The sequence below is a fragment of the Sulfurovum sp. TSL6 genome (assembly GCF_019972115.1).
GTDB lineage: Bacteria > Campylobacterota > Campylobacteria > Campylobacterales > Sulfurovaceae > Sulfurovum.
Genome location: NZ_BPFJ01000001.1, coordinates 354,650 through 380,783 on the forward strand (window position 1 = coordinate 354,650; position 26,134 = coordinate 380,783).

Annotated in this window: 26 protein-coding genes; 20 read left to right on the top strand and 6 right to left on the bottom strand. The window is 39.2% G+C overall.

The window, feature by feature from the left end; genetic code table 11:
• The first annotated feature begins 105 nt into the window (after positions 1 to 105).
• From greA to LDM93_RS01690, 4 genes are all read left to right on the top strand, one after another.
• Positions 106 to 594, top strand: a complete 489-nt coding sequence (greA, locus tag LDM93_RS01675; protein ID WP_223890222.1) for a transcription elongation factor GreA — start codon at positions 106 to 108, stop codon at positions 592 to 594.
• A 12-nt stretch (positions 595 to 606) separates the two neighbouring features.
• A complete protein-coding gene (gene argC, locus LDM93_RS01680; RefSeq protein ID WP_223890223.1) occupies positions 607 to 1,614 on the top strand; it encodes an N-acetyl-gamma-glutamyl-phosphate reductase in 1,008 nt (335 codons plus the stop codon).
• A 181-nt stretch (positions 1,615 to 1,795) separates the two neighbouring features.
• Positions 1,796 to 2,479 carry a UDP-2,3-diacylglucosamine diphosphatase gene (locus tag LDM93_RS01685; RefSeq protein ID WP_223890224.1) on the top strand — a complete coding sequence of 228 codons (684 nt, stop codon included), beginning with the start codon at positions 1,796 to 1,798 and terminating at the stop codon, positions 2,477 to 2,479.
• Positions 2,479 to 2,901, top strand: a complete 423-nt coding sequence (locus LDM93_RS01690; RefSeq protein WP_223890225.1) for a YqaA family protein — start codon at positions 2,479 to 2,481, stop codon at positions 2,899 to 2,901. Before LDM93_RS01685 ends, LDM93_RS01690 begins: the two co-directional genes overlap by 1 nt.
• On the opposite strand, the gene LDM93_RS01695 is transcribed toward LDM93_RS01690, so the two are convergent.
• Complete coding sequence (locus LDM93_RS01695; protein WP_223890226.1) at positions 2,859 to 3,152, bottom strand: DUF3817 domain-containing protein; 294 nt, start codon at positions 3,150 to 3,152, stop codon at positions 2,859 to 2,861. The genes LDM93_RS01690 and LDM93_RS01695 overlap by 43 nt on opposite strands.
• A gap of 104 nt (positions 3,153 to 3,256) precedes the next feature.
• Between LDM93_RS01695 and LDM93_RS01700 the strand changes: the two genes are divergently transcribed.
• A complete protein-coding gene (locus LDM93_RS01700) occupies positions 3,257 to 3,937 on the top strand; it encodes a hypothetical protein (protein ID WP_223890228.1) in 681 nt (226 codons plus the stop codon).
• A gap of 48 nt (positions 3,938 to 3,985) precedes the next feature.
• On the opposite strand, the gene LDM93_RS01705 is transcribed toward LDM93_RS01700, so the two are convergent.
• A complete protein-coding gene (locus tag LDM93_RS01705; protein ID WP_223890230.1) occupies positions 3,986 to 4,903 on the bottom strand; it encodes a methylenetetrahydrofolate reductase in 918 nt (305 codons plus the stop codon).
• A 113-nt stretch (positions 4,904 to 5,016) separates the two neighbouring features.
• On the opposite strand from LDM93_RS01705, the gene serB reads away from it, so the two are divergent.
• From serB to pckA, 8 genes are all read left to right on the top strand, one after another.
• Positions 5,017 to 5,649, top strand: a complete 633-nt coding sequence (gene serB / locus LDM93_RS01710; protein WP_223890232.1) for a phosphoserine phosphatase SerB — start codon at positions 5,017 to 5,019, stop codon at positions 5,647 to 5,649.
• Positions 5,649 to 7,415: an ABC transporter ATP-binding protein gene (locus LDM93_RS01715; protein ID WP_223890234.1), complete on the top strand. Its 1,767-nt coding sequence runs from the start codon at positions 5,649 to 5,651 to the stop codon at positions 7,413 to 7,415. The genes serB and LDM93_RS01715 overlap by 1 nt, the downstream gene beginning before the upstream one ends.
• Positions 7,416 to 7,427: 12 nt before the next feature.
• Entirely contained in the window at positions 7,428 to 8,192 is a 765-nt protein-coding gene (locus tag LDM93_RS01720; RefSeq protein ID WP_223890236.1) for an undecaprenyl-diphosphate phosphatase, read from the top strand.
• Positions 8,193 to 8,300: 108 nt separating this feature from the next.
• Entirely contained in the window at positions 8,301 to 9,683 is a 1,383-nt protein-coding gene (locus LDM93_RS01725; protein WP_223890237.1) for a DEAD/DEAH box helicase, read from the top strand.
• 71 nt (positions 9,684 to 9,754) lie between these two features.
• Entirely contained in the window at positions 9,755 to 9,985 is a 231-nt protein-coding gene (locus LDM93_RS01730) for an OadG family protein (RefSeq protein WP_223890239.1), read from the top strand.
• A gap of 17 nt (positions 9,986 to 10,002) precedes the next feature.
• Positions 10,003 to 11,805, top strand: a complete 1,803-nt coding sequence (locus LDM93_RS01735; protein ID WP_223890241.1) for a biotin/lipoyl-containing protein — start codon at positions 10,003 to 10,005, stop codon at positions 11,803 to 11,805.
• A 2-nt stretch (positions 11,806 to 11,807) separates the two neighbouring features.
• Positions 11,808 to 13,133, top strand: coding sequence for a sodium ion-translocating decarboxylase subunit beta (locus LDM93_RS01740; RefSeq protein ID WP_223890243.1), 1,326 nt, complete (start codon positions 11,808 to 11,810; stop codon positions 13,131 to 13,133).
• 114 nt (positions 13,134 to 13,247) lie between these two features.
• Positions 13,248 to 14,837 carry a phosphoenolpyruvate carboxykinase (ATP) gene (gene pckA / locus LDM93_RS01745; protein ID WP_223890244.1) on the top strand — a complete coding sequence of 530 codons (1,590 nt, stop codon included), beginning with the start codon at positions 13,248 to 13,250 and terminating at the stop codon, positions 14,835 to 14,837.
• 113 nt (positions 14,838 to 14,950) lie between these two features.
• On the opposite strand, the gene LDM93_RS01750 is transcribed toward pckA, so the two are convergent.
• Complete coding sequence (locus LDM93_RS01750) at positions 14,951 to 15,856, bottom strand: alpha/beta fold hydrolase (RefSeq protein WP_223890245.1); 906 nt, start codon at positions 15,854 to 15,856, stop codon at positions 14,951 to 14,953.
• 245 nt (positions 15,857 to 16,101) lie between these two features.
• Here LDM93_RS01750 and LDM93_RS01755 point away from each other — a divergent pair, with 245 nt between their 5' ends.
• The 4 genes from LDM93_RS01755 (at position 16,102) to LDM93_RS01770 (ending at position 20,416) form a co-directional block, all read left to right on the top strand.
• On the top strand, positions 16,102 to 16,797 hold the full coding sequence (locus tag LDM93_RS01755) for a transglutaminase family protein (RefSeq protein ID WP_223890246.1): 696 nt from the start codon (positions 16,102 to 16,104) through the stop codon (positions 16,795 to 16,797).
• Positions 16,798 to 17,024: 227 nt separating this feature from the next.
• Complete coding sequence (locus LDM93_RS01760) at positions 17,025 to 18,383, top strand: phenylacetate--CoA ligase family protein (RefSeq protein WP_223890247.1); 1,359 nt, start codon at positions 17,025 to 17,027, stop codon at positions 18,381 to 18,383.
• 533 nt (positions 18,384 to 18,916) lie between these two features.
• Positions 18,917 to 19,603, top strand: coding sequence for an enoyl-CoA hydratase/isomerase family protein (locus LDM93_RS01765; protein WP_223890248.1), 687 nt, complete (start codon positions 18,917 to 18,919; stop codon positions 19,601 to 19,603).
• A 3-nt stretch (positions 19,604 to 19,606) separates the two neighbouring features.
• Positions 19,607 to 20,416, top strand: coding sequence for an SDR family oxidoreductase (locus LDM93_RS01770; protein WP_223890249.1), 810 nt, complete (start codon positions 19,607 to 19,609; stop codon positions 20,414 to 20,416).
• A 20-nt stretch (positions 20,417 to 20,436) separates the two neighbouring features.
• On the opposite strand, the gene LDM93_RS01775 is transcribed toward LDM93_RS01770, so the two are convergent.
• Both LDM93_RS01775 and LDM93_RS11385 read right to left on the bottom strand, forming a co-directional pair.
• A complete protein-coding gene (locus tag LDM93_RS01775; RefSeq protein WP_223890251.1) occupies positions 20,437 to 20,703 on the bottom strand; it encodes an SHOCT domain-containing protein in 267 nt (88 codons plus the stop codon).
• Between the two features lie 327 nt (positions 20,704 to 21,030).
• Positions 21,031 to 21,216 (bottom strand): DUF6713 family protein, encoded by a 186-nt coding sequence (locus tag LDM93_RS11385; RefSeq protein ID WP_374706124.1) that lies wholly within the window; start codon positions 21,214 to 21,216, stop codon positions 21,031 to 21,033.
• 277 nt (positions 21,217 to 21,493) lie between these two features.
• Between LDM93_RS11385 and LDM93_RS01780 the strand changes: the two genes are divergently transcribed.
• The 3 genes from LDM93_RS01780 to LDM93_RS01790 all read left to right on the top strand — a co-directional run bounded on the left by LDM93_RS01780 (position 21,494) and on the right by LDM93_RS01790 (position 25,024).
• Positions 21,494 to 23,674 (top strand): NADP-dependent isocitrate dehydrogenase, encoded by a 2,181-nt coding sequence (locus LDM93_RS01780; RefSeq protein ID WP_223890253.1) that lies wholly within the window; start codon positions 21,494 to 21,496, stop codon positions 23,672 to 23,674.
• A 67-nt stretch (positions 23,675 to 23,741) separates the two neighbouring features.
• On the top strand, positions 23,742 to 24,716 hold the full coding sequence (locus LDM93_RS01785; protein WP_223890254.1) for a sodium-dependent bicarbonate transport family permease: 975 nt from the start codon (positions 23,742 to 23,744) through the stop codon (positions 24,714 to 24,716).
• Positions 24,717 to 24,718: 2 nt separating this feature from the next.
• A complete protein-coding gene (locus LDM93_RS01790) occupies positions 24,719 to 25,024 on the top strand; it encodes a DUF190 domain-containing protein (RefSeq protein ID WP_223890255.1) in 306 nt (101 codons plus the stop codon).
• Positions 25,025 to 25,117: 93 nt separating this feature from the next.
• Here LDM93_RS01790 and LDM93_RS01795 read toward each other — a convergent pair whose 3' ends face one another.
• Positions 25,118 to 25,996 carry a GyrI-like domain-containing protein gene (locus LDM93_RS01795; RefSeq protein ID WP_223890256.1) on the bottom strand — a complete coding sequence of 293 codons (879 nt, stop codon included), beginning with the start codon at positions 25,994 to 25,996 and terminating at the stop codon, positions 25,118 to 25,120.
• Positions 25,997 to 26,134 lie beyond the last annotated feature (138 nt).

Genomic DNA, 26,134 nt, shown 5'->3' on the forward strand with positions numbered 1-26,134 from the left:
CTTCTTTTATAAATTTTAAAAGAAGTCTATTATTTTATCGGTATTATAACCTTTTTGGTATAATACCTACAATTATATATAAATGAATCATTTAAAGGACCTATCGTGCAAAAAGAGCCGATGTTAAAAGAAACTTACAACAAACTTTCAGAAGAACTTGAACAATTAAAATCTGTGGAGAGAGGTACTATAGCTAAAATCATAGATGAAGCAAGAGAACTCGGTGACCTTAAGGAGAATGCGGAGTATCATGCAGCCAAAGACAAACAAGGACTGATGGAAGCACGTATTGCAGAGCTTACCGATATCATAGGGCGTGCACAGGTAGTTGATCCTTCAACTTTTCCACATACCAGAGTAAGTTTTGGATCAACAATAGAATTGACAGATCAAAATACAGGTGAAGAGGTACATTATACGATCGTAGGTGGTACAGAATCAAATCCGTCCAAGGGATTGATCTCTATTCAGTCTCCTATGGCTCGTGTACTTATAGGTAAAGAAGAGGGAGATGAAGTATCACTTGTACTCCCTAGCGGTAAAAAAACATATGATATTGAAGAGATCTCTTACCAAGAGATCAACCTAGATTAAAAAGGCTTAGAGATGGTAAAAGTAGGTGTTGTAGGAGCCAGTGGATACACAGGGCTGGAACTGGTTAAAATGTTGGTTACTCATGATGGCTTTCAGTTGACCTATCTTGCCACGACTCAGGGAGATACGATGATAGAAAAACTACATCCTTCCTTGGTAGATGTGATCAGCCACTCTGTAGAAAAAGCCGATGCAGCCTCTGTAGCTGAACGCTGTGAACTTGTTTTTCTAGCCCTTCCTCATAAAGCCTCTATGGGCTTCGCTAAAGAGCTTTTGGATAAAGGGGTAAAAGTAGTAGATCTTTCTGCAGATTATCGTTTAGAGCTTGATACGTATGAAGCACACTATTGTGCACATGAAGATAAAGGCCATTTGGATGATGCTACATATGCACTGATCGAGTATTATAGAGAAGAGTTGAAAGGAACGAACCTTGCTGCCGGACCTGGTTGTTATCCTACTGCAACACTTCTTGGTATTTTACCGTTCATACCATATATCGATACGTCTGCACCTCTTTTTGTCGATGCAAAGTCTGGCGTGAGCGGTGCAGGTAAAACACTGAGCGAGACTGCACATTTTGTGACGATCAACGATAACATCTTTGCCTATAATCCGCTTAAACACCGTCATGCACCAGAGATAGCAGAGAAGATAGAAAAGGTACACGGTGCTAAAATGAATGTAAACTTTGTTCCACATCTTATCCCTGCGACACGCGGTGAGTTGGTTTCTGTTTATGCAACGTTAAAAGAAGATATCGATCCGCTTGAAATATTGAAAGAACACTATGCGAACGATCCTTTCATTCGTATCAGAGAGACACCTGTTGACATTAAAAGTACAGCGGGCACACATTTTTGTGACATCTTTGCAGCCAAAAACGGCAATGCACTTTTTGTCTCTTCTGCCATAGATAACCTCTTGCGTGGTGCAAGTTCTCAGGCACTTGTGGCCGCGAACTTGATGTGCGGATATGATGAACGCATGGGTATCCCTACGATTGCCTACATTCCATAAAAATTATTATTTTATTATAGTTTAGATTTCTTTTCTTTTTTTCTAGAAAAGTAGGCAAAAGTCGTCACGGTTCTAAAACGCTAGATTTCTGGCATTAAATGCCGATACCTCCCGTCGCTGAAGCGAAAGTGGGGTGCAAGGGCGTTCACTGTGACAAAAAAGAGCGATGATTGGAGAATATATGTTTGAGATCAAAGAGCAAGCACTTTTTATTGCTGACTCCCATTACCCTCATCATGGAGATGCTTTTTGGGTTTTACTGAAAAAGCTGGAGAGTGGAGAACTACAGACCCCTCAGCTATTTTTGATGGGTGACAACTTTGATCTTCTCTTTGGACATAATGACTACATACAGACTTTTTCAAAAGAAGCCATTGCTCTTTTACAAACGCTTTCACAAAAACTTGATATATACTACTTTGAAGGAAACCATGATTTTTGCCTCAAAGATGTTTTTCCTGATATCCATGTTTACAGCAGAGAAGAGCAGCCTGTCATGTTTCAATTGGGAGAGAAAAAAGTTGCGATCTCTCATGGTGACAGATATGCCACAGGATTTGGTTATGATCTCTATTGTAAAATTTTACGCAATAAAAAGACACTCACTATCCTTAAACCTTTTGAAAAGGCTATCATTGATCACCGTATGAAAAAGTTGTCGAAAAAGCATATCTGTTTTAACTTTCACGGCTTTGAGAAAAGAGTGGAAGAGATATTGGAAAACTATACTGAAGCTGACCTCGTGATCGAAGGCCATTTTCATCAGTGTAAGACAATAGGTAAATACATCTCTTTACCCTCATTGGCATGTCAGGGCATGGTAGGTGTCATGGAAGAGGGTGAAATGCATTTTAAGACACTTTAATGGTTTATCTTACACTCTTTACTGTTGCTTTTATCTCTGCTACACTTTTGCCTATGGGAAGTGAAGCACTACTTCTTTACGATGTATCTCAAAATTATTCATTGCTGTTATTGTGGGGTTTTGCTACGGTGGGTAATACACTGGGCTCTATGGTTAATTACTGGCTAGGATTGAAAGGTGAAATATATCTTGAGAAAAAAGGGTATCTGTCTGCAAAGAAGATGGAAAAAGCAATAGGGTCTTTTCATCGTTTTGGAGGATGGATACTGCTTTTGTCATGGATGCCCATTATCGGAGATCCATTGACTTTTATAGCTGGAGTACTACGTTATGATTTTAAGTACTTTGCATTTATTGTAGCTATGGCTAAAGGGACACGTTATGCGATCGTCATCTTTTTAGCAAGCAGTTTGTCTGTATAGAAAGACCCAAAAGGGATAAGTGACAAAATAGAGTAAAGAGCCGTTTCTTTCAAGTTAAAACCAGCTTCTTTCTTCGCCTCGATGATCTGATAGATGAAAGCAAAGACGAGAAGACCATGTAGCATGCCTACCACTTTAGTGGCTATAGGGTAGCCAAAACTATATTTCATTGGCATAGCGATGAAGATCAAGATGATAAATGAGATCCCTTCTATTTTATTGATCAAACGAAATTTTTGTAATTCAGACATATAGTCTCCTAATTATGATTTTTGTGAGTATAGCAGAAGATGTTTAATAATCAATTTTTTTAGGTTATAATTATTTATCTATGTTAAAAGGAAAAGGGGTAAAGATGCAAAATGAAAATGTAGATGTCAAAAACATACCAGAGTATGATTTTGACATTATAGAAATGATAAAAAAAGGTTTTAATCGTATAGAAGGTGTAAAGGGGTTATTTCTGGGTGCATTTGCTGTATATATTGTTGTTGCTATTATCGTACAAATTATATTGGGCATTTTTTTCCCTTCCCCACCGCCTCCTGCACAACCGAACCTTTTGAATCAACAGATCGTTACCATTTTAAGTTACCCGGTACTTATGCCTCTTATCGTTGGGGTTATCATGCTTGCCATACACTACTCACGTGGAGAGCGGATAGCGTTTAACTCTATATTTAACTACTATCACCTTACGGGTAAATTGGCATTAGCAGGACTACTGATCTATATTATGACGGTCATAGGGTTTGTACTTTTGATTCTTCCGGGTATCTATTTGAGTATCGCGTATGTTTTTACTTTGCCGCTTATAGCCGATAAAGGAATGGGTGTTTGGGATGCGATGGAGCTGTCAAGAAAAGCTGTGACTAAACATTGGTTCAAGGTCTTTGGTCTGTTTTTCCTGCTCAGTCTCATTATGACACTGGGTGCACTGGTACTGGGGATAGGTCTCATCTGGGCAGTACCTTTGCTCTTTGTCACGCTTTACGGGTTACTTTATCCACTGATCTTTGATGGGGTAAGTGTTTAAATGAAAGAAGGCAGTCCTTGTATAATGAACGAGGACCTTGAAGTTATTTTATCCGATCAAATCCGAACACAGATCAAAACGGTTATGTGTCATCAAATGCACTTTCCCATGTACACCCATCATCTCATCAAAGATACGTTTTGAAAGAGCAAATCCTACTTCCTGTTCTCTATCTTCTCCATCCATTGCTGCAAGGTTCATTTCATCTATGATGGGCTTTGGTACAGAGATTCCGGGAACTTTGTCATCTATAAAGTTGGCTGTTTTAGCTCTTACGATAGGGAACTGACCCAAGACAAGTTGGGCTTCTTTTGCAGTGTCTCTGATGCTTGACTCTTTGGCTTCCTCAAAAAGTGCCAAGAGCTCTTTGGCATTTTCCAGGTCATAGACCGGCTGGGTGATGATGGCACGAGCACCATAGTTGAGTTTTTTGATCATGCGTTTTTTAAGACTGTTCATATCTTTTGCGGTAGCATTGCTTACAGCAAACGGATAGATGGGTTTAGGTGCGGGATTTAACTGCTTATTACTGTAGTCCACTCCTTTGTTAAGGTGGTAGATGATACTTAGAAGCAGGGTAGAGTCACGCTCCAAGACACCTTTAACCTCCGGCTGGTCTGAATACTTTGCAGGATCACCTGTAAGTGCCAGTATACAGCGCAGGTCAAAGTCATTGGCGCCAAGCAGGGTAGACTGCAATGAAAGCTTATTTTTATCTCTCATACTCATCGTTGCAATAACAGGTTTCCCAAATGTCTGCTGTACTTTTATGGCAGAGAGTACCCCTGACATTTTGAGTTTTGCCAAAGGATTGTCTGTACATGAAAAACCTGTGACCTTGTCTTGTAGATTGTGTTTTTTAATGTCAGCGATAATACCATTAATGGATGCTCCATGAGGAGGGTTTATCTCTACGGTAATGAATTTCCTATCGTTACAAAGAACGTCGCAAAATTTTTCAAACATGTAATATACTCTTTATAGTTTAATTAGTTATAATTCTACCTAAATAATGCATAGAGGGTTATTACAGCATATCCAATGCATAACATATTAACAAATATTAATTAGGAACTATGATGACTAAACTAGCCGTATTTGACTTTGACTCAACACTGATGGATGGCGAGACCATCGACTTTTTGGCTGAACCACTTGGACTTGAAAAGTCTGTAGCAGAGATCACAGAAAGAGCCATGGCAGGGGAGTTGGATTTTTTCAAGTCTCTTGTAGCCAGAGTATCGCTTATAGAAGGTTTGGAAGAAGAAAGAGTAAATGCTATCTGTTCAGAACTCCCTATGATGCCTGGTGCATTTGAAGTGGTGGCTGGCCTTAAAGAGCGTGGTTATACGGTGGTTTGTTTTTCTGGTGGGTTTAGAAATGCTACAAAGCCTGCTTGTGAAAAACTAGGTATTGATGCAGACTTCTCAAACTTCTTACATGCTGAAAGAGGCATACTTACAGGACAAGTCGGTGGAGAGATGATGCATTCTGATGCAAAAGGCGAAATGATCATACGACTACAAAGTCTCCTGGGTGTAAACAGAGAAGATACACTTGTGGTAGGTGACGGAGCCAATGATCTCAGTATGTTCGCGCATGCAGATACACGTGTGGCATTTTGTGCAAAACCTGTACTGAAAGAGGCTGCAACACACTGTGTAGATGAGAAAGACCTCACTCAGATACTTCAGATAGTAGACGCGCTGTAATGCAAAACAACAGTTGTAGTATCAAAGGCATTGTACGACAACTGTTCACTTATAAAAAAGCTGTCCTTTTAGGCAATGTACTTGCACTGCTCTCTACACTGCTTGTCGTCATTATCCCGCTTTTTATTCCACTACTTGTAGATGAACTTTTATTGGGACAGGATCATGGATTCATCGCTTGGATATCTGAAAACCTTTTCACTTCAGACACCAAAGGGTATGTACTCTTTGTTTTGGTCCTTATAATCTTTTTTCGCGTTTCCAGTGTGCTTTTAAGTATCATGCAAAGTAAAATATTTACGATCATTTCAAAAAATATCACTTATAAAATGAGAGAGTCTTTACTGAGACATCTTAAACATGTTTCACTCAAAGAGTATGAGACCATGCGTGTAGGAGCGGTGACTTCCAAACTGGTTACAGATGTAGAGACGATAGACGGATTTGTAAGCAGTACCATCTCTAAATTTATCATTGCTTCTTTTGTATTGCTTTTTTCCGCGGTGGTGCTTTTGTGGATCCATTGGCAGCTCGCCCTATTCATTTTGGTCACCAACCCCATCGTTGTATTCTTTACTGCCAAACTGTCACGGAATATCGGTAAACTCAAAAAAGAGGAAAACAAAGCGGTAGAGATCTTTCAGTCTGCATTGAATGAAACGTTGGAGCTCTTTCACCAGATCCGTGCGGCAAATAAAGAAGAGTACTTCTTTGACAAGAGTGAAGTAAAGGCCAGAGAACTGAAAGACCATGCTATCGCATACGGGTATAAAAGCGAAGCTGCCATGAAGTACTCCTATTTGGTATTTTTGAGCGGGTATGAAGTCTTTAGGGCAGTGAGTATCTTGGCTGTAGCATACTCTGATCTCTCTGTGGGGTTGATGCTCGCTATTTTTTCATACCTGTGGGTAATGGTAACACCTACACAAGATATTATTAATTTTCAGTATGCACTCTCTACAGCTAAAGCGGCCTGTGCACGTATAAACAGTATCTATACGATGGAACAAGAACCACAAAGAGAAGAACGGAACAATCCTTTTGATGCTCAACATGCCATTGACATAAAAGTGAAAGATCTTTCATTTTCCTATCAGAAAAACAAAAAGATATTAACTAATATTAATATGTATATTAAAAAAGGTTCAAAGGTCGCCATTGTCGGTGCCAGCGGTTCTGGAAAAACAACACTCGCTAACATACTTGTAGGTTTCTATCCTTTGGAGGAGGGGGAGGTTGTGTATGGGAATGTGTCCAACAAAGCACTGAAACTTTCCACGATAAGAGAAAATATTCATCTTATCTTGCAACATCCTAAACTCTTTAATGATACAATGCTGTTCAATCTAACTCTAGGCAAAAAGTACAGTGTGGAAGCAGTGCAAAAAGCACTCGAGATCGCACAGCTTACCAATGTCATAGAGCGTTTAGATCTGGGACTTGATACACTGGTTGGAAAAGACGGTATCAAGCTCAGCGGAGGGCAACGGCAAAGAGTAGCAATAGCTAGGATGATCTTATCTGATCCCAAAGTGGTGATCTTTGATGAATCAACCTCGGCTCTAGATGTACATACAGAAATGAAACTGTTTGATGCACTGCATGACTTTTTGTCTCAAAAGACGGTGATCACTATCGCACACAGACTCAGTACCATAAAAAGTGCAGAGTTCATTTATGTGTTAGAAGATGGTGAAGTGGTGGATAGTGGTACCCCAAACGCACTCTTGGAAAAAGACGAGAGTTATTTTTCTAGCATGGTTTAAAAAAGGCATACATTGGATATTTTTCAAGCGATAATCATAGGTATTATCGAAGGGTTTACAGAGTTTTTACCCATTTCATCTACCGGGCATATGATCGTTGCCAGTAAGTTCTTGGGTGTTTCTCAGGATGCGCTGACAAAAGCGTATGAAGTCATCATACAATTTGCTGCAATTATGGCTGTGATGCTTATCTATAGAGAAAAGATCACTTTCAAGAAAATAGCACTTTGGCAAAAACTTTTTGTTGCTTTTTTACCTTTGGCCATCGTAGGCTACCTCTTCAAAGATCAGATCAAAACACTTTTTACTGTTGAAGTGGTTGCATGGATGTTTATTATAGGTGGGCTTATTTTTCTTATACTTGAGTATTTTTACAAAGAAAAAGAGTGGCATATCTCAGACGTGGAAGCAGTCAGTTATACACAGGCGCTATGGGTCGGTATCGCCCAGATATTTTCACTCATTCCGGGTACAAGCAGAGCAGGGGCTACCATTGTTGGCGGGTTACTGGTAGGTATGGATAGAAAAGCATCTGCAGAGTTTTCTTTTTTACTTGCGATCCCGGTTATGGCAGCAGTGACAGGTTATGACTTACTCAAACACTATCAGGATTTTGCAGATGCCAACTGGGGAGCTTTCGTTGCAGGCTTTATTGCGGCATTTATCGTAGCCTATCTGACGATTAAACTTTTTCTGGCATTTATTCAACGTTTTACCTTTGTAGCATTTGGTATCTATAGAATACTTTTTGGAGTGATTTTATTGACATTACTTTAACGCAACAATGCAGCTGAATTTATAGAACCTCTTGCGGGAGTTTCTCTTAAGTTCAAAAAAGATCTTTTGGACATGAATGAGGTGTACCTCATATTTTAAAGGTAAATAATGAAATTTAATGAATTCGATTTTCATGCTGATCTAGCAAAAGGTGTGAAAATAGCAGGCTTTAAAGAGCCCAGCCCTATCCAGGAGATGGCTATCCCCATCATTGCAAATGGCAGTGATATGGTAGGTCAAGCTCATACGGGTACAGGAAAGACAGCAGCGTTTGGTCTTCCTATGATGGATAAACTTGCCAAAGGTGAGATAGAAAGAGCATTGGTCATCACACCCACAAGAGAGTTGGCAACGCAGGTAGCTGATGAACTCTATCATTTAGGACGTTTTGCAGGTATCAGAACGTTAACTGTGTATGGCGGTGTAGGGTATGGACGTCAGATAGCACTGATTCACAAAGGTGTACAGATCGTCGTAGCAACACCTGGAAGACTTAAAGATCTCTACAAAAAAGGCAAGATCGATGTGTTTAATCCGGAGATCGTTGTACTTGATGAAGCAGATGAAATGCTTGATATGGGTTTCCTTGAAGAGATCAAAGAGATATTTGAGTACATTCCTCAAAACAGACAAACATTACTCTTCTCTGCAACGATGCCTGAACCGATCAAAGAGTTGGCAAGTAACATTCTCTATCAGCCAGAGTATATTTCTGTGGTAGGAGATGAGGAAACAACCAATAACATCATAGATCAACGTTACTATATGATACATGAGCACCAAAGAGATGAAGCAATTGTGAAACTTCTTGAAACAGAAAAGACCAATAAATGTATTATCTTTTGCCGTATGAAAAGGGAAGTGGACAGACTGACCGAACATTTGCAGGCATTAGGATTTAATGCCAGCGGTTTACACGGTGACTTGGAACAGATGGACAGAGAAGTGGTCATTAAAGCTTATAGAAGAGGCGAAACGAAGATCATGGTGGCTACAGATGTCGCTGCACGTGGTCTTGACGTAAAAGATGTTACACATGTTTTCAATTACCATATTCCTTTTGATCCGCAATCTTATGTACACCGTATCGGCCGTACAGGACGTGCAGGAAGAAGTGGTCAGGCCATCACTTTGGTGACAACTGAAGAGTTTAAAGAACTTCAACGTATCCAAAAAGAAGTAGGTGCAGATATGCGTTTAGCTACGATTCAAGGTGGTGCGGGACTTGATGATGCAAGCTGTGAATATTTGACTGAACAGATCAGAAATATCCATGTACATAACGATGCAGCAGCGTTGTTGGACTACATGGGAGACATGGATAAAGAGATGCTTTTAACAAAACTGATCTCACGTCTGATAGAAGATGAACAGCATAACATTGGAACCCAAATAGGTTTTGATCAAAATACCGTAGATGAGATGATGCAAGGGTATGTAAAGGAACAAAAAGCAACACGTAGTAGCAATCGTAGAAAAAAGAGAAGATAATTCTTTTTTTTTACCTAATAACAAGCAAAACTATTTTAAAATTTGTAAACTTATAAAGTGAGGTTAATCACATGGAAATAGATTTAGTAAGCGAAGGCTTAAAATTTATGGTACTGGGAATGATGGTCGTATTTGTCTTCCTGGTAATATTGGTTCAGGTAATGAAGCTACAAGCTAAAATTATCAATAAATTCTTCCCAGAAAAAGCACCTGAAGTAGTTCCTGCTACAAAGAATGTGACTGAGGAAGGTCATCATGTTGCGGCTATTATTGCAGCTGTCACAGAATTTCGTAAAAAATGATAAACAAGGTATAGTAAATGGCTAAAAAATATATTGATGTAATGGACACAACCTTTAGAGACGGATTTCAGTCTGTCTTTGGCGGTCGTGTACTTATGGATGATTTTTTCCCTGCAGTAGAAGCAGCGAAGAATGCAGGTATTAATCACTTCGAATTTGGTGGAGGAGCAAGATTCCAATCACTGTTCTTTTACTTACAGGAAAATGCATTTGAGATGATGGACGGTTTTAGAGAGATCGTAGGACCGGATGCTAACCTTCAAGTACTTTCACGTGGTATCAACACAGTAATGCTTGATACAGGTAGCCGTGAAATGATCGAACTTTTTGCAAAAATGTTTAAAAAACATGGTACAACAACCGTACGTAACTTTGATGCACTGAACGATGTGAATAACCTTGCATTCTCTGCAGAAATGATCAAAAAACATGGTCTTGACCATGAAGTTGTGGTCACAATGATGGACCTTCCTCCAGGATGTAAAGGTGCACATGATGTTGCTTTTTACGAAAAAACACTGAGAAATATTTTAGACTCGGGTATCTCTTATGACAGCGTATGTTTTAAAGATGCATCAGGAACTGCAAATCCTCATAAAGTATATGAGACTATCGCAATGGCAAGAAAGCTTCTTGGTGACAGTGTACACTTAAGACTTCACACACATGAAACAGCAGGTGTTTCAGTCGCATCTTACCTTGCAGCACTAGATGCAGGGGCAAATGGTATCGATATGGCAGCATCACCGGTAAGTGGTGGTACAAGTCAACCGGATATCCTTACAATGCTTCATGCAACAAAAGGAACAGATTATAATCTTGGTGACCTACAGCTTGATAAAATTCTGAAGTATGAAGAGAGACTTAAAGAGTGTCTTTCTGACTACATGATACCGCCTGAAGCAACACAAGTATCACCTCTTATCCCATTCTCACCTATGCCTGGTGGTGCATTGACAGCAAACACGCAGATGATGAGAGACTCTGGTGATCTTGAAAAGTTCGACGAAGTGATCGGTGCGATGAAAGAAGTCGTAGAGCGTGGCGGTTATGGTACATCTGTAACACCAGTGAGTCAATTTTACTGGCAGCAGGCTTATGCCAACGTGATGTTCGGACCATGGAAGCAGATAGCTCCAGGATATGGACGTATGGTACTTGGTTACTTTGGTAAAACACCAGTACAAGCAGATGAGGAGATCATCGAACTTGCATCTAAAAAATTGGACTTAGAGCCTACCACAGAAAATCCTTTAGATATTGCTGATAGAGATGAAACAAAATCTATCGCACACTGGACAAAAGTACTTGAAGATGAAGGGTTGGAAACTTCAGATGAAAACATCTTCATCGCAGGTGCATGTGCTGAAAAAGGTATTGCGTTCTTGAAGGGTGAAAGTCCTCTCATGGTAAGAAAAAATGATGAAAATATAAGTAATGGAGAAGCAGATATGGCAGGGAATTATACAGTAGTAGTAGATGGTAAACAATATAGTGTACAAGTAGCAGAGGGTGAGGGAGATATCCAAATAGCACCTGCAACACCGGCACAAGTAAATGCAGTAGCAGAATCAGCAACACCAGCATTGGTACCGGGTGCAGCGGGAAGTGTGGAAGTACACTCACAGACACCAGGTAATGTATGGAAGATCGTTAAAAACCCGGGTGATACTGTTGCTGAAGGTGATGTTATTATGATTCTTGAAGCGATGAAGATGGAAATTGATATCGCTGCACCAAAAGCGGGTAAAATTGCCTCAATCAATGTCAACGTCAACGATTCAGTCGCAGACGGACAACTTCTAGCCACAATGGAGTAAGCATGAAGCTCAAACATCTTTTACTCTCGATGATGTTTGCTTTTACAGCACTCACATCAACAGTGCAAGCCAGTGTGCATGAAGCACCTGCTGCCCCAGCGCAAGAAGAACAAGTCTATGAACCTAAATCTATCACTCAACTTCTTGTAAGCTTTTTTGAAACGACAGGTCTCAATGCCATGGTAAACCCGGAAGAGGGTGTCAAAAATGGTCATGGTGATGAGATGAGTCTATTTGCCCAAAGTTGGGGTAAACTTATTATGTTTACTATCATCTTTATACTTTTCTATTTAGCTATTGCTAAAGGATTTGAACCACTTCTTCTTTTACCTATTGCTTTTGGTGGACTTCTGGCCAATATACCTATCGCTAATATGACAAGTGATCATGGAATGCTAGGTATTATCTACAATATGGGTATTGCTAACGAATTCTTTCCTCTACTGATCTTTATGGGTGTTGGAGCAATGACAGACTTCGGACCACTTCTTTCTAATCCTAAAACAGCACTTCTTGGTGGGGCTGCTCAGTTTGGAATCTTTGGCTCATTGGTTGGTGCCGCTGCACTTTCTCAGTATACTGGAATGGTAGACTTTACACTTAAGCAGTCTGCAGCGATCAGTATCATTGGTGGAGCGGATGGTCCTACATCTATATTTATCGCGTCAGCATTGGCACCGGAACTTCTTGGAGCTATCGCAGTTGCTGCGTATTCATATATGGCATTGGTTCCAGTGATCCAACCTCCGATAATGAGAGCCTTAACGAATAAAGAAGAGCGTCAGATCGTAATGAAGACAACAAGAAAAGTGAATAGACTTGAAAAGCTTATTTTCCCTCTAATCGTTATTATGATGATCGCATTGATCTTACCGGACGCAGCACCACTTATGGGTTCTTTTGCACTGGGTAACTTTGCAAAAGAGTCAGGCGTTGTTGATAGACTTTCAAATGAGATGCAAAACTCACTCATTAACATTGTAACTATCTTCCTTGGTCTTGGTGTGGGTTCTAAATTGGCTTCAGATTCGTTCTTGGTAGCTGAGACAATGGGTATTATGATCATTGGTCTTCTTGCATTCGCTGCAGGTACAGCGGCAGGTGTGCTCATGGGTAAAATTATGAACAAATTTTCTAAAGAACCTATCAATCCACTTATCGGTGCAGCAGGGGTTTCTGCAGTACCGATGGCAGCAAGGGTTGTAAGTAAAGTTGGTTCTGAAGAAAAACCGGGTAATATTCTGCTTATGCATGCCATGGGTCCAAACGTGGCTGGTGTTATCGGTTCAGCCGTAGCAGCAGGTGTACTACTTTCTATCTTTAAATAAAGTAGTTTCACATATTATGCTTCCTCTAGTGAGGAAGCATAAGTTAGAAAATAATAGATATTTTCTAACTTATGCTTTAGCATGATAAAAATAAAAGAAAGAAATAGGATACTTATGAGTACTAAAACGCCCAACGGACTTGATAAACTAGGATTGAAAGATATCGGAGATGTCTATTACAATTTAAGTTATGACGAGTTGCAAGCGCACGAAGTAAACAGCGGAGAGTGTAAGATCTCAACATCAGGTACAGCAATGTGTGATACAGGAATCTTCACAGGACGTAGTCCTAAAGATAAATATTTTGTTGATCAAGCACCTTCAAATGAACATATTGCTTGGGGTGATATCAATGCTAAGATAGATAAAGAGATCTATGATGAACTCCTTGATCTTATATTAACTCAACTTTCTGGTAAGAACATTTATGTGACAGATGTTTATGCAGGAGCAAGTGCTGCAAGTAAACGTTCTGTACGTTTTGTCACTGAAGTGGCATGGCAGGCACACTTTGTTAAAAATATGTTCATCCGTCCTACCGAGTCTGAACTCGAAAGATTTGAACCAGACTTCACTGTCTATAATGCATGTAAAGCAGTAGATGAAAAGTATAAAGAACATGGATTGAATTCTGATGTTTTTGTAGTGTTTAATGTAGAAGAAAACGTGGGTATCATTGGTGGAACATGGTATGGCGGTGAGATGAAAAAAGGTATCTTCTCTATGATGAACTACTGGTTGCCACTTGAGGGTAAACTTTCTATGCACTGTTCTGCCAATGTAGGTAAAGAGGGTGATGTATGTCTATTCTTTGGACTTTCAGGTACAGGTAAAACAACGCTTTCCACAGATCCTCAAAGGGCACTTATCGGTGATGATGAACATGGTTGGGACAATCATGGTGTCTTTAACTTTGAAGGCGGATGTTACGCGAAAGTGATCAATCTTGATGAAAAATCCGAACCAGAGATCTATGGTGCGATTGTGAAAGATGCACTTTTGGAAAATGTTGTCGCGGATGATAATGGTGAGGTTGATTATACGGATGGTTCTAAAACAGAGAATACACGTGTTTCATATCCTATAGAACATATTGAAAATCATAAAAAAGACTTACAGGCAGGTCATCCAAATAACATTATCTTCCTTTCAGCGGATGCATTTGGTGTATTGCCTCCGGTAAGTAAACTGACCAAAGAACAGGCAATGTATTATTTCCTTAGCGGATATACAGCTAAAGTGGCTGGAACAGAGAGAGGTATTACTGAGCCAGTAGCAACATTCTCTGCATGTTTTGGTGAAGCATTCTTGCCATTGCACCCAACTGTCTATGCTAAACTTCTTGGTGAGAAGATAGATGAACATGGAGTAAATGTATACCTTGTAAATACGGGATGGACAGGTGGTCCTTACGGTACAGGTAAGCGTATGAGTATCAAAAATACGAGAGCATGTATCGATGGTATCTTGAGTGGTGCTATCTTAGATACTGAGTTTGAAACCCTTGATACCTTTAATCTTGCAATCCCTAAAACATTGGATGGTGTAGATACGGCTGTACTTAATCCGAGAAATACATGGGAAGACAAAGATGAGTATGACGCAATGTTAGCGAAGCTTGCTGGTATGTTCCAAGAGAATTTCCATCGTTATGATGGAAATGGTGACGAGTTTGACTTCGCATCTGCAGGTCCTCAACTATAAAAATAGATACTCGCACAAATAATTTTGTGTGAGTCATTACAAACCCCTTTTTTTAATAAATCACTTTTTCAACCCAGCAATTCGACTCATTCATTATAAATTTCCGATATAGTTTATTTTATAAGGTTTTGATTAGTCTCCATGGTTTGTTTCAGGTCATCAAGTACTTTATTCAGATGTACAAGCACCCACAAATGTCCTGCACCTGGTACAAGCGTCATTTCACTGTTTGGTACTTTACTGCTAAGGTACTTTCCCATGGCAGGAGAAGCACTGCGATCAAGTTCACCGTACCAAAAATGCACTCTTGCTTTGATCTGTCCTAAAGGGAATCCCCATGGATGGCCATGGTTGGCTGACATGTCATCTACCATTCCCTGGGAACCATTACCTAGAGCCTCTGTAAAATCCTTAATGAGAATTTCTCGGATTTCCGGACGTTTGAGTAGGGTTTGATCAACTTCATGTACTTTGTATTTCATGGATTGTATATAATGGGCAGGATTATGCCGTATGGCAATGCCAAGCAAGCGGATATTTAAATTTGACAGCCAGGGAACATACCACGCTAGCTTCATAAAAAAATGGTTCGTTTTACTCATACCTTCGAAAATGCCGGGTGCATTTGTCGGTGCGGGAGAGGCCACAATACTTACGGCATGAATGCGTTCTTGCAATTTCCAGGCAGAGGCAAGTGCACCAGGGCCACCGCCAGACACACCTACTACTGCAAAACTTTGGATGTTCAATGCATCTGCTAATATTGCGATGTCATCGGACAGATCCGTTAGCGTCCGACCCGGTTTGGCATGTGATCGGCCGTAGCCTGGCCTGTCAGGTGCAATAATACGCAATCCATCCGGAAAAGGATTATCAGGCAGCATCCCCCAGGATAGTCGAGATCCGGGAAGACCATGAAGAAGAAACACTGGCATGCCCAGTTCATCACCGTACTCTGTATACGCTAGACAACGCTTATCGGGTAACTTAATAAAAGTATCTACTCTCACATTCTTCATAATCCATTTTTCCTTATGGGTCAGTATCTCTCTTAGATCTTATAGTATAACAAAATACAATGTTATCAAGGAGTTTTATACTTTGATCTTGTTAAATTTTTTAGCTAAATTTCATTAAGCAGGATTTGTCTATAAAACACTTAAGCTGCTTATGCAAAGCGTTAAATAAACCACACCGGTTAGAGGTAGTGAAGATTGGTTACTATAGAATAATTACATTTATTTCATCTTTTGAGGTTGTTAACATGAAAACAGAGATCAAAAATCTAGCTGATTACAACAATTTAATCGTTAAAAATAAGGCTATTCGATTAACGAAATTTTACGAGACAGTGGAGGATAAAATAGTTGCGCTTTTTTATTATGTGCGGGATGATATTAAATTTCAGTTTCCCGTCGAGCTTGACTTCGTTCCAGCATCTAGGACAATCAAATACGGCTATGGGGTATGCAACAATAAAACAATCCTCTTTCTGGCACTGTGTAAAGCTATTGATATTGAATCACGGATACATTTTTCCTTAATAGACAAGAGTATACAGCGAGGTTTGATCCGCGGTTTTTTCTACTGGATTATCCCTCAGAAAATTTCTCATAGTTGGTTAGAGGTTAAGCTTAACAATACATGGTTTCTCATTGATTCCTATATTAATGATGCCGAATACTACACAGCCGCAAAGAAGAAATTGCATCAAAACGGTTGGAAGATAGGCTACTCAGTAGCATGTTCGAAAAATGCCTCTAGTATCGAGCTTGATTTTAAAAAAGAGCAGTTCGTTCAGATGGATGCAGTAAGTGATGACCATGGTGTTTTTGACAACCCCGAGGATTATTTTACCTCACCTCATTACAAAAACAGACCGAATGCATTATCACTTTTTTTCTACAGAATATTGATCGGAAGTGTAAATGAGAGGATTAAAAAAATGCGTTACTCCTAGTCTGTTATACCATACATAAAAATATGGAAGATTAAAATACTTCTTGAAATAGTGGGACTTTTTTTGTATACTAGTAATACTTCAATAAAGGAGATTGAGGATATTTTGTTATTTTAATAAATAGTAATGTATTCAATTTGGATCATTAATTCAAACGAAACTATATTGTTAGTATTGATAGGACTTATGATGCTGATATCAACTACTGCTACTGAGGAGTCACTAATATGAATTTCAGCTTTATTAGAACACTTGGATACTGGATTGGAGGTATTTGGACGGCTTGGGGAGGTCGTAAAAGAATAGAAGCCAAACAGCTTAAAAATCTTCGAAATCTTATAAAAAAGGTCCGTAAAAAATCGCCATATTTTAATAAACTTTATGCTCATTTGCCTGATACAGATCTTATTACACTAAACGATCTTCCAGTAACATCTAAGATTGACCTTATGGGTGATTTTGACAATTGGCTCACTGATCGATCTTTAACGCTTGCTCAAGCGAGAGAACATATGGACAGTATGGATAACCTTGGCGTTCCGATGGGTCAATATGCTGTCTTTCGAACGTCCGGAACTTCGGGTGAACCTGCCGTTATCGTTATTCCGTCATCAGTCATTGAGTTTATCTTTGGTATTAATTTGGCCCGCTTTTCTAAGAGGCAATTACAAGTGGAATTGAAACTTCAAAAAGCGGGTACTAATATTGTTATTTCGGGTGGGAATGGGCATTTTGCCGGTGCCGGTTTTGATAAACTTAGGCAAAACTTGACTCCACCAATTCCAAGAAAATTTACATTTATTCCAGCAGAACAAGCGATTGGAGAAACGGTTAAACAGCTCAATGAGACAGGACAAATAGCAGAAATACTTACTTATCCAAGCATGCTGGCAATTTTGACTAAAGAACAAGAAGTTGGCCGTTTAGAAATAGAACCTAAACGTATCAAAGTTGCCGGTGAAACATTCACACCTGAGTTTCGTAAACGCGTTGAAAAGGCATTCCCTTCACTTGAGTTTGGTATTATGAATAGTTATGCTTGTACAGAGTGTCTTTTTATGGCTTTTGAGTGCGATTGTGGCCGTCAACATGTACCTGAAGATTGGGTCATATTAGAAGCAGTCGATGAAAATCATCAACCTGTTCCTGATGGGGAATTATCGACAACGGCACTGTTAACAGTACTTGCCAATGATCTTCAGCCCTTTATTCGCTATGATATCGGTGATCGCTTGCGATTTTATCGCGACCCTTGTCCATGCGGCTCACCATTTAAAAGTTTTCAAATTGAGGGAAGACAAGCAACAGTAGTTCGAGTGGGAAATGTCACACTGTCACCTTTGGCTTTTGATTTAGAACATGGAAGTGCACAACGAATACAATTGGTTCAAACTTCAGAATCTGTTTTTGAAGTTCGGGCTGAGCTTTTAAATCATGCGAAACCTGACCAGGTTTTTGAGCAAATAATTCAATCAGTAAATGCAGTATTTTCAAAAAATGGACTGGTAGATGTAAAGGTTGTAAAGAGTGATGCTCCTCCTCATCTAACTGCAAGTGGTAAGTTTCATGAAGTGATCCCCCTTTAAGTGATATGCTTGAGTATTTACTGCTGTATGTAATGAAAATGAACAATAGACGACAGAACACGAATACTTCACTAGTTTATTGCAGACACTTTTGATATACTCTTAATATTGATATACACAATCGATGGGCACTTTGTTCTTTTAATAAATAGTTGGTCGGGTGTATTTCTTGTTACTATTCAGTATCACTGTTAAGTATTGAAGTTATATTTATCACAAATCTAATTTTGGAGTTAAGCATGTACGAACAGATCAAGATAAAAAAAGAAGGCTCTGTACGGATTATTGAGTTCTACAATCCACCGTATAACTATATAACCCTTACTATGCTGCGTGAGTTATATACTCAGCTTTTGAAAGACCGCAATGATGATTCGATACGGGTTTTGGTACTCTGCGGCGGCCTTGAAGATACCTTTCTCACTCATTATGATGTTGATGACCTCATCGACTTTCATAACGCAATTGCTAAAAAAAGGTCCCCCGCCACTAACCGTATAACAGCTTATATTCTTTGCTGGTTGTTTGACAAAATGGATCGATGGCCCTGGCTTGAACGTATTGCCCTAAAAAACACAAAAAAGCGTTCCAATGGAGAACAGAGCATTTTTTATTGGACCCGTTGCCTGCAGCTCCTCGAGAACTTCCCACAACCTGTAATTGCAGCGATCAATGGCTTGGCTCTTGGCGGTGGTTGTGAGATTTCTCTTTGCTGTGATTTTCGATATATGGCCGATGGTGATAACTACCGTATAGGACTACCAGAAGTATTGCTGGGTATTACTCCTGGAGGAACAGGCACACCGCTACGGCTCCCACGTATCATTGGAGAAGGTAGAGCAATGGAAATGCTCATGACCGGTGGGATCTATCCTCCATCTAGAGCAGAAGCCATGGGTCTTATCAACCAGGTTCTTGCCCCTGATGAATTAATGCCCGTTGTCATGAAACTGGCCAAAAAACTCTCACGAGGAGCACCCATAGCACAAGCATGTATTCGTACTTCAGTACGAAAAGGCAGCCGGATGGCCTGGTCTCAGGGGCAAGTATTGGAAATGGCCGGGGCACTTACAGCGATGAATTCTGAAGATGCGGGCCGGGGTATGGAAGCCTATGTGACCCGCGTCGCTTCCCAATTTAAAGGTGTGGAACCAGAAAAACGGTTTGAACTCTATGATGATCTTAATACGGGTAATTTGACAGACTTCAAAGGAGAATAGGAGATGCGTGATCTAAAGGGTAAAGTAGCTGTTATTACCGGCGCAGGCTCCGGAATCGGACGGGGACTGGCTGTCAACCTGGCAAAAGAAGGCTGCTCTCTGGCTTTGGCCGATGTTGATGAAACAGGCCTAGCAGAAACTCTCAAACTGCTAGAAGATGAAAATATAGAGACCAGAACATACCGGGTAGATGTTTCCGACCGAGAACGTGTCTATCGTTTTGCCGATGAAGTGATCAAAGACTATGGCAAGGTAGATATTGTTATCAACAATGCAGGTGTACAATTGAAAGAGACGCTAGAAGATGTCTCTTATGAAGATTTCGATTGGTTGATGGGTATCAACCTTTACGGTGTCATATACGGCTGTAAAGCGTTCCTTCCACATTTGAAAAAACAATCTATGGCCAACCTTGTTAACATCTCAAGCGTACAAGGCTTCTTTACTAACCCCAACAGTGGGCCATACTGTACCAGTAAATTCGCTATACGGGGATTTACTCTGACCCTGGACCAGGAGCTAAAGGATTCAAACGTCAATGTCTCATGTGTCTATCCGGGTGGAGTTCGAACTAATATAGTGAAAAACGAAAGGTTCTATAAGACAGCGCAGCCAGAAGTATCCAAAGAAGATGAAGCAGTGAGGTTTGAAAAATATGTATGCTGGATCTCGCCAGACAAAGCAGCTAAGATAATCATCAAAGGTATTAAGAAAAATAAACCTAGTATCTTGGTAGGACCGGATGCCTATTTTTACGAGTTCATCAGTCGTCTTATACCTATGACCTGGCAAAAATTAATGGCCAGGTTTTAAATGGAATTACTAAGCCATAACTATTGGCTGAGGATATCCTTTTTCATCTGTTCAAACTCTTCCTTTGTAATCTCTCCATTCGCATATCTCTTTTTCAACATTTCTAACGCTGAATCTGATTCTTCACCTTTTCTGTAATATCCTTCTGGACCCCACCACGGTAATCTACAGCCGCCTCGTCCACGTCCAACAAGTACAAAGAAGATAATAATCATTATTATGAACATAAGCATAGGGAAAAACCACATTCCCCCTCCATGCCACATACACGGTTGATCTGTTATCATAGTCATTTCCTCCTGATGGCTTTATATACCATTTAAGATGGCCTAACTAGAGTATATCATAATATATTTATATAAATAAAATTTTATAATATAAATTTATAAAATAAATATCTTACGGAATATGCTACCATGAGATTGTGAATAGAGAGAATAAAAAATAAAAAATTAACTAAAAGTAAGCAGTATCAAATGTACAGCCCCTACCATTGCAGTCAAAACACTGAGTGTTAATGAAAATGTCCCTGTAAATTCATTTTGGGATGTGATCTAAATAGATAGTGAATTCCCAGATAGAGTATGAGAAAAATATCTATACCAATCTGAAACCTATAACGAAGACTCTCTGACGCGTGCGTTATAAACCAAAAGATCAATACCAGTAGAAGTAGTATGAAGGATGACAAAAACCTGATACCCAAGTCTTTCTTCAAGTCGGTGGATAAAAGGAAACATTCTACATTCATGACAAGAAAAGGCGTCAAGTTCATGAGTTAATAGAAGTATATCAAAAATAGCTCATCTCCTAAACCTTATAAAATATATAACTTTATAAAGTTTTGATTTTCTAAATAATAACTCTATACAATATTCCAATCTACTATCACTTTATCTAATAGATATACATAATAAAATACTCAAATACATAGTTGTGATGCCTCACTTATTATAATAATTATGTGTAATTATGAAACAAATATTTTTAATAAGACAATAGTTATCTTATTTATTTGATTTTATTGTAAAAAATGTGTTACTTTTTCGGAGTAAATAAATTTTCAAAGGAATAACTATGTCAAAGTTACCAAAAATCATATGGTCAAAAATCGATGAGGCGCCGGCACTGGCTACGTATTCATTACTACCAATCGTAAATGCTTTTACTAAAGAAGCAGGCGTTGAAGTTGTAGAGAGTGATATCTCTTTAGCAGGTCGTGTACTTGCTGCAATGGGTCTTCAAGAAGATGAACTCTCTAAACTAGGAGAAGTCGTACTTCAACCAGACGGGAACGTTATCAAACTTCCAAACATCTCTGCATCAGTAGGACAGTTAAAAGATTGTATCGCTGAGCTTCAAGGTCAAGGATATGATATCCCTAACTACCCTGAAGATCCTGCAAATGCTGATGAAGAAGCGATCAAAGCAAAATACGATGTATGTCTTGGTTCTGCAGTTAACCCGGTACTAAGAGAAGGTAACTCAGACAGAAGAGCGGCTAAAGCGGTAAAAAGATTTGCACAAAACAACCCACACAGACTAAAAGCAGTTGATGAAAACTGTCAAGCATATGTTGCTCATATGGGTGGAAACGGTGACTTCTTCTCACACGAAAAATCAGTCACACTTGATAAAGATCAAAAAGTAACTATCGCACTTAACGGTAAAGAGCTGACAACTATCGATGCACTTGCAGGTGAAGTACTTGATGGTACATTCATGTCAATTGCTGCACTTAGAGCATTCTATAAGCAGACAATCGAAGATGCAAAAGCAAAAGGTCTTATCTGGTCACTACATCTTAAAGCTACAATGATGAAGATCTCTGACCCAATCATGTTCGGTCACGCATTTGAAATCTTCTTTGCTGACGTATTTGCTAAATATGCAGATACTTTCAAAGAATTAGGTGTGAACCCTAACATGGGTATGTCTGACCTTGAGAAAAAGATCGCTGGTCACGCTCAAGAAGCTGAGATCAAAGCTGCATTCCAAGCAGTAGTTGATTCTGACGCTCCAAAAATTGCAATGGTTGACTCTGATAAAGGTGAAACTAACTTCAACGCATCTAACGATGTAATTATCGATGCTTCTATGCCTGTAGTGGTAAGAGAAGGTGGTAAGCAGTGGGATAGAACTGGTGCAGCTGGTGAAACTGTTGCTGTAGTTCCAGATTCAACTTATGCAATGTTCCACGAAGAAATGGTCGCTGATATCGTTAAAAACGGTCAGTACGATGTATCTACAATGGGTGCAATGCAAAATATCGGTCTAATGGCTCAAAAAGCTGAAGAGTACGGTTCTCATCCAACAACATTCGAACTAGCTGAAGCTGGTACAGTCACAGTAACTGGTGAAGATGGTGTACTTATGAGCTTTGAGTGTGATGCTGGAGATATCTGGAGACTTGCTAGAACTAAAGATATACCAATTAGAGACTGGGTAAGACTAACTGTTGAAAGAACTAGAATTGAAGGTATACCTGCAGTATTCTGGCTAGATGAGAATAGAGCACACGATGCTGAGCTTATCAAAAAAGTAAATGAGTATCTTAAAGAGTATGATACTGATGGTCTGGATATAAGATTCATGAAAGTAACAGATGCAACAAGATTCACAAATGAAGAGATCAGAAAAGGTAACAATGTCATCGCTGTAACCGGTAACGTACTAAGAGACCACTTGACTGATATGTACCCGATCTTGGAGCTTGGTACATCTGCTAAAATGCTTTCTATCGTTCCATTGATCGCCGGTGGTGGATTGTTTGAAACCGGTGCGGGTGGTTCAGCGCCTAAGCACGTAGACCAGTTCCTTGCTGAAGGTCACTTAAGATGGGATTCACTGGGTGAGTTCCTGGCATTGGCTGAGTCTTTGAGAATGATCGGTCAAAAACATGACGATGCAAAACTTGCTGCACTGACTGCTGCGCTTGACGTTGCAAACCAAGGGTACCTTGATAACAACAAAGCACCAGGAAGAAAAGTGGGTCAGCCAGATAACAAAGCGTCTCACTTCTATGTAGCGCAATACTGGGCAGAAGCACTTGCAAACGGTTCAGATGCAGAATTGGCTGCGAAGTTTGCTCCAGTGGCTAAAGCACTGAAAGAAAATGAAGAGAAGATCATGGAAGAGCTTCTTGCTGTTGAAGGTAAAGCTCAAGATGTTGGCGGATACTTCCACCCGAATGATGAGTTGGCTGCCAAAGCAATGAGACCATCTGCTACGCTTAATGCGATCATTGACGCTATCTAAGTAGCAATCTACTCCGTATCGCACTTTACGTGCGATACATCTCACAAATCTTTTTAGGAGATTCATTATGAATATAGATTTAATACTTCAAAATATTTTAAATCCACCCATATTATTTTTTTTACTTGGTATGTTAGCTGTTTTTTTTAAATCAGAATTATCGATTCCTCAGCCTTTACCTAAACTTTTTTCATTGTATCTTTTGATAGCAATTGGGCTTCATGGAGGATATGAACTTTCTCATAGCGGTATCAATACCTACATATTCACTGCGCTTTTCTTAGCAGTTCTTATGGCAGTCATTGTGCCAATCTATAGCTATTTTATTTTACGTATTAAATTGGATAATTATAATGCTATTGCTATTGCTGCGACCTATGGATCAATCAGTGCAGTGACCTTTATTACCGGTATAACCTATCTTCAAACGATTGGCGTTGAATATGGAGGATATATGGTCGCTGGAATGGCACTTATGGAATCTCCGGCAATTGTTGTAGGACTTGTTTTTGCCACACTCTTTACTACAGGTTCTGAAGATAATAAAAAGACGGATTGGAAAGAGATCTTTAGAGAGGCATTTTTAAATCCATCTGTCTATTTATTGGTGGGTGCTCTGATCATTGGTATTTTGACCGGAGAAAAAGGTTGGAATTCTATGGAGCCATTGTTTGGCACTCTGTTTAAAGGAATGCTGGCATTTTTCCTTCTTGATATGGGATTGGTCGCAGCAAAAAGAATTTATGAATTAAAAAAAGTTGGACTCTTTTTAATTATATTTGCCATAGCTATGCCTATCTTTAATGCATCCGTCGCTATTCTTTTAGGGTACTTCTTTGAACTATCAAGAGGAGATACTTTATTATTGTCATTGCTTGCCGGAAGTGCGTCATATATTGCCGTTCCTGCGGCTATGAGGTTATCTGTACCTGAAGCCAATCCAGGTCTCTATTTACCATTAAGTTTAGCGGTAACTTTCCCTTTTAATATCTCTTTAGGGATACCGCTATACTACTACTTTATAACTATTTTATGGGGTTAAACATGAAAAAAATGAAAAAAGTTGAAGTCATCATCGAATCTATTTATACAAATAGAGTATTAGAGTTATTTAAAGAGAGTGGCGTAACGGGTTATACCATCATTAGAGATATCGAGGGGTGTGGAAGTCACGGACTAAAAACTGCCGATGAAGCCAATGACCTCCTGAGTAATAATTATATATTTACCGTGTGTGAAGAGGAGAAGTTTGCAAAGTTGATAGAGAAGATCAGATCTTTTATCAACAAATACGGCGGGAAATGTATCGTGAGTGACTCTTTAGTGTTGTTGCATGAAAAAGAGTCATGATCGCTACAAGAGGTAGTTTCTGAAGATTTTTAGCCTTAGGGCATAATGCACCATGGAAACTTTCAAAAACTCAAGTGAAACCCATTCTTTTATTTAAAACTTGATCGACAAATAAAAACTGATCGAAAATTTCTTATCTTCATCAAGATAATGGTTTTTGTGATAGATCGCATAAGGCGGTTTCGTGGTTGTTTGATATTCACTTTTAGGCAGCCACTCATGATAGACCCAATGGATGAATTTCAGTAGATCCCCTCGGGTACCTTCCAGGTCAAATTTGGCATAAACACCTTCTGAGATATTAAATCTTGGTAAACGTTGATCTTTTAACTCTTTTTCTTCATTCGGTACTACACATGCCACATAATGACATTCATCTAATGGTGTGATGGTTGGATTGTCGTGGAAAAGTGATATCTCCGTATAATCCTTTAACTCATTCTGGTAGATCCAACTTTGAATTTTTTGCCATGTGAGTTTTGATTTATCGTAATCATAGCCTCTATGACGGATATAATAGGCACTCATCTGAGGCATCTTCACAATTTGAGGCTGAATGACATCAAAACTGGCTGTGGAAGCTTGTGCCTTTGGTGATTGCAAGAGAATTTTATGTGAATACTCTTTATATCCACCTTTTCTCCACTTGTTTGGCGTCATGGAAAAGCGTTCTTTAAAGGCACGAATAAAAGAGGTTTGAGAACTGTAGCCACACTCATTGGCCACTTCAGAAATCGTCGAATATTTATTGGTCAGCAAAAGGTTAGAAGCCTTTTGAAGACGTATGGATTTAATACTTTCATAGATATTACGGCCAAACACTTCTTTAAAGATCTTATGCAAGTAAAATTTATTGATCTTGTAATGATCTGCTAACTCATCAATGTTGATATCTGTCTCTATATGCGTGTAGATATAGAACATTAAATCATTTGAAATTTTTATTTTTTTATCTAAAGTTTCTCGTTTCATACTGCAATAATACCAATAATAGATAATAATAAAGTTAAATATGGATAATTATAATATTAAAAATAGATAATTATTAGAGCAAAAATAGTGTAGAAATAAAGTCTGAAAACCTTTAAAATACTGACAACTAAAATTGAA

What these genes read in the sequence shown, in the direction of transcription:
- LDM93_RS01795 (WP_223890256.1), bottom strand. Translation starts at nt 25,996, where the DNA reads ATGAAACGAGAAACTTTAGATAAAAAAATAAAAATTTCAAATGATTTA.
- LDM93_RS01690 (WP_223890225.1), top strand. Translation starts at nt 2,479, where the DNA reads ATGGTTTATCTTACACTCTTTACTGTTGCTTTTATCTCTGCTACACTT.
- LDM93_RS01730 (WP_223890239.1), top strand. Translation starts at nt 9,755, where the DNA reads ATGGAAATAGATTTAGTAAGCGAAGGCTTAAAATTTATGGTACTGGGA.
- LDM93_RS01705 (WP_223890230.1), bottom strand. Translation starts at nt 4,903, where the DNA reads ATGTTTGAAAAATTTTGCGACGTTCTTTGTAACGATAGGAAATTCATT.
- LDM93_RS01725 (WP_223890237.1), top strand. Translation starts at nt 8,301, where the DNA reads ATGAAATTTAATGAATTCGATTTTCATGCTGATCTAGCAAAAGGTGTG.
- LDM93_RS01715 (WP_223890234.1), top strand. Translation starts at nt 5,649, where the DNA reads ATGCAAAACAACAGTTGTAGTATCAAAGGCATTGTACGACAACTGTTC.
- argC (WP_223890223.1), top strand. Translation starts at nt 607, where the DNA reads ATGGTAAAAGTAGGTGTTGTAGGAGCCAGTGGATACACAGGGCTGGAA.
- LDM93_RS01780 (WP_223890253.1), top strand. Translation starts at nt 21,494, where the DNA reads ATGTCAAAGTTACCAAAAATCATATGGTCAAAAATCGATGAGGCGCCG.
- LDM93_RS01740 (WP_223890243.1), top strand. Translation starts at nt 11,808, where the DNA reads ATGAAGCTCAAACATCTTTTACTCTCGATGATGTTTGCTTTTACAGCA.
- LDM93_RS01760 (WP_223890247.1), top strand. Translation starts at nt 17,025, where the DNA reads ATGAATTTCAGCTTTATTAGAACACTTGGATACTGGATTGGAGGTATT.
- LDM93_RS01695 (WP_223890226.1), bottom strand. Translation starts at nt 3,152, where the DNA reads ATGTCTGAATTACAAAAATTTCGTTTGATCAATAAAATAGAAGGGATC.
- LDM93_RS01765 (WP_223890248.1), top strand. Translation starts at nt 18,917, where the DNA reads ATGGATCGATGGCCCTGGCTTGAACGTATTGCCCTAAAAAACACAAAA.
- LDM93_RS01685 (WP_223890224.1), top strand. Translation starts at nt 1,796, where the DNA reads ATGTTTGAGATCAAAGAGCAAGCACTTTTTATTGCTGACTCCCATTAC.
- LDM93_RS01785 (WP_223890254.1), top strand. Translation starts at nt 23,742, where the DNA reads ATGAATATAGATTTAATACTTCAAAATATTTTAAATCCACCCATATTA.
- LDM93_RS01700 (WP_223890228.1), top strand. Translation starts at nt 3,257, where the DNA reads ATGCAAAATGAAAATGTAGATGTCAAAAACATACCAGAGTATGATTTT.
- pckA (WP_223890244.1), top strand. Translation starts at nt 13,248, where the DNA reads ATGAGTACTAAAACGCCCAACGGACTTGATAAACTAGGATTGAAAGAT.
- LDM93_RS01755 (WP_223890246.1), top strand. Translation starts at nt 16,102, where the DNA reads ATGAAAACAGAGATCAAAAATCTAGCTGATTACAACAATTTAATCGTT.
- LDM93_RS01735 (WP_223890241.1), top strand. Translation starts at nt 10,003, where the DNA reads ATGGCTAAAAAATATATTGATGTAATGGACACAACCTTTAGAGACGGA.
- LDM93_RS01750 (WP_223890245.1), bottom strand. Translation starts at nt 15,856, where the DNA reads ATGAAGAATGTGAGAGTAGATACTTTTATTAAGTTACCCGATAAGCGT.
- LDM93_RS01770 (WP_223890249.1), top strand. Translation starts at nt 19,607, where the DNA reads ATGCGTGATCTAAAGGGTAAAGTAGCTGTTATTACCGGCGCAGGCTCC.
- LDM93_RS01775 (WP_223890251.1), bottom strand. Translation starts at nt 20,703, where the DNA reads ATGATAACAGATCAACCGTGTATGTGGCATGGAGGGGGAATGTGGTTT.
- LDM93_RS01790 (WP_223890255.1), top strand. Translation starts at nt 24,719, where the DNA reads ATGAAAAAAATGAAAAAAGTTGAAGTCATCATCGAATCTATTTATACA.
- serB (WP_223890232.1), top strand. Translation starts at nt 5,017, where the DNA reads ATGACTAAACTAGCCGTATTTGACTTTGACTCAACACTGATGGATGGC.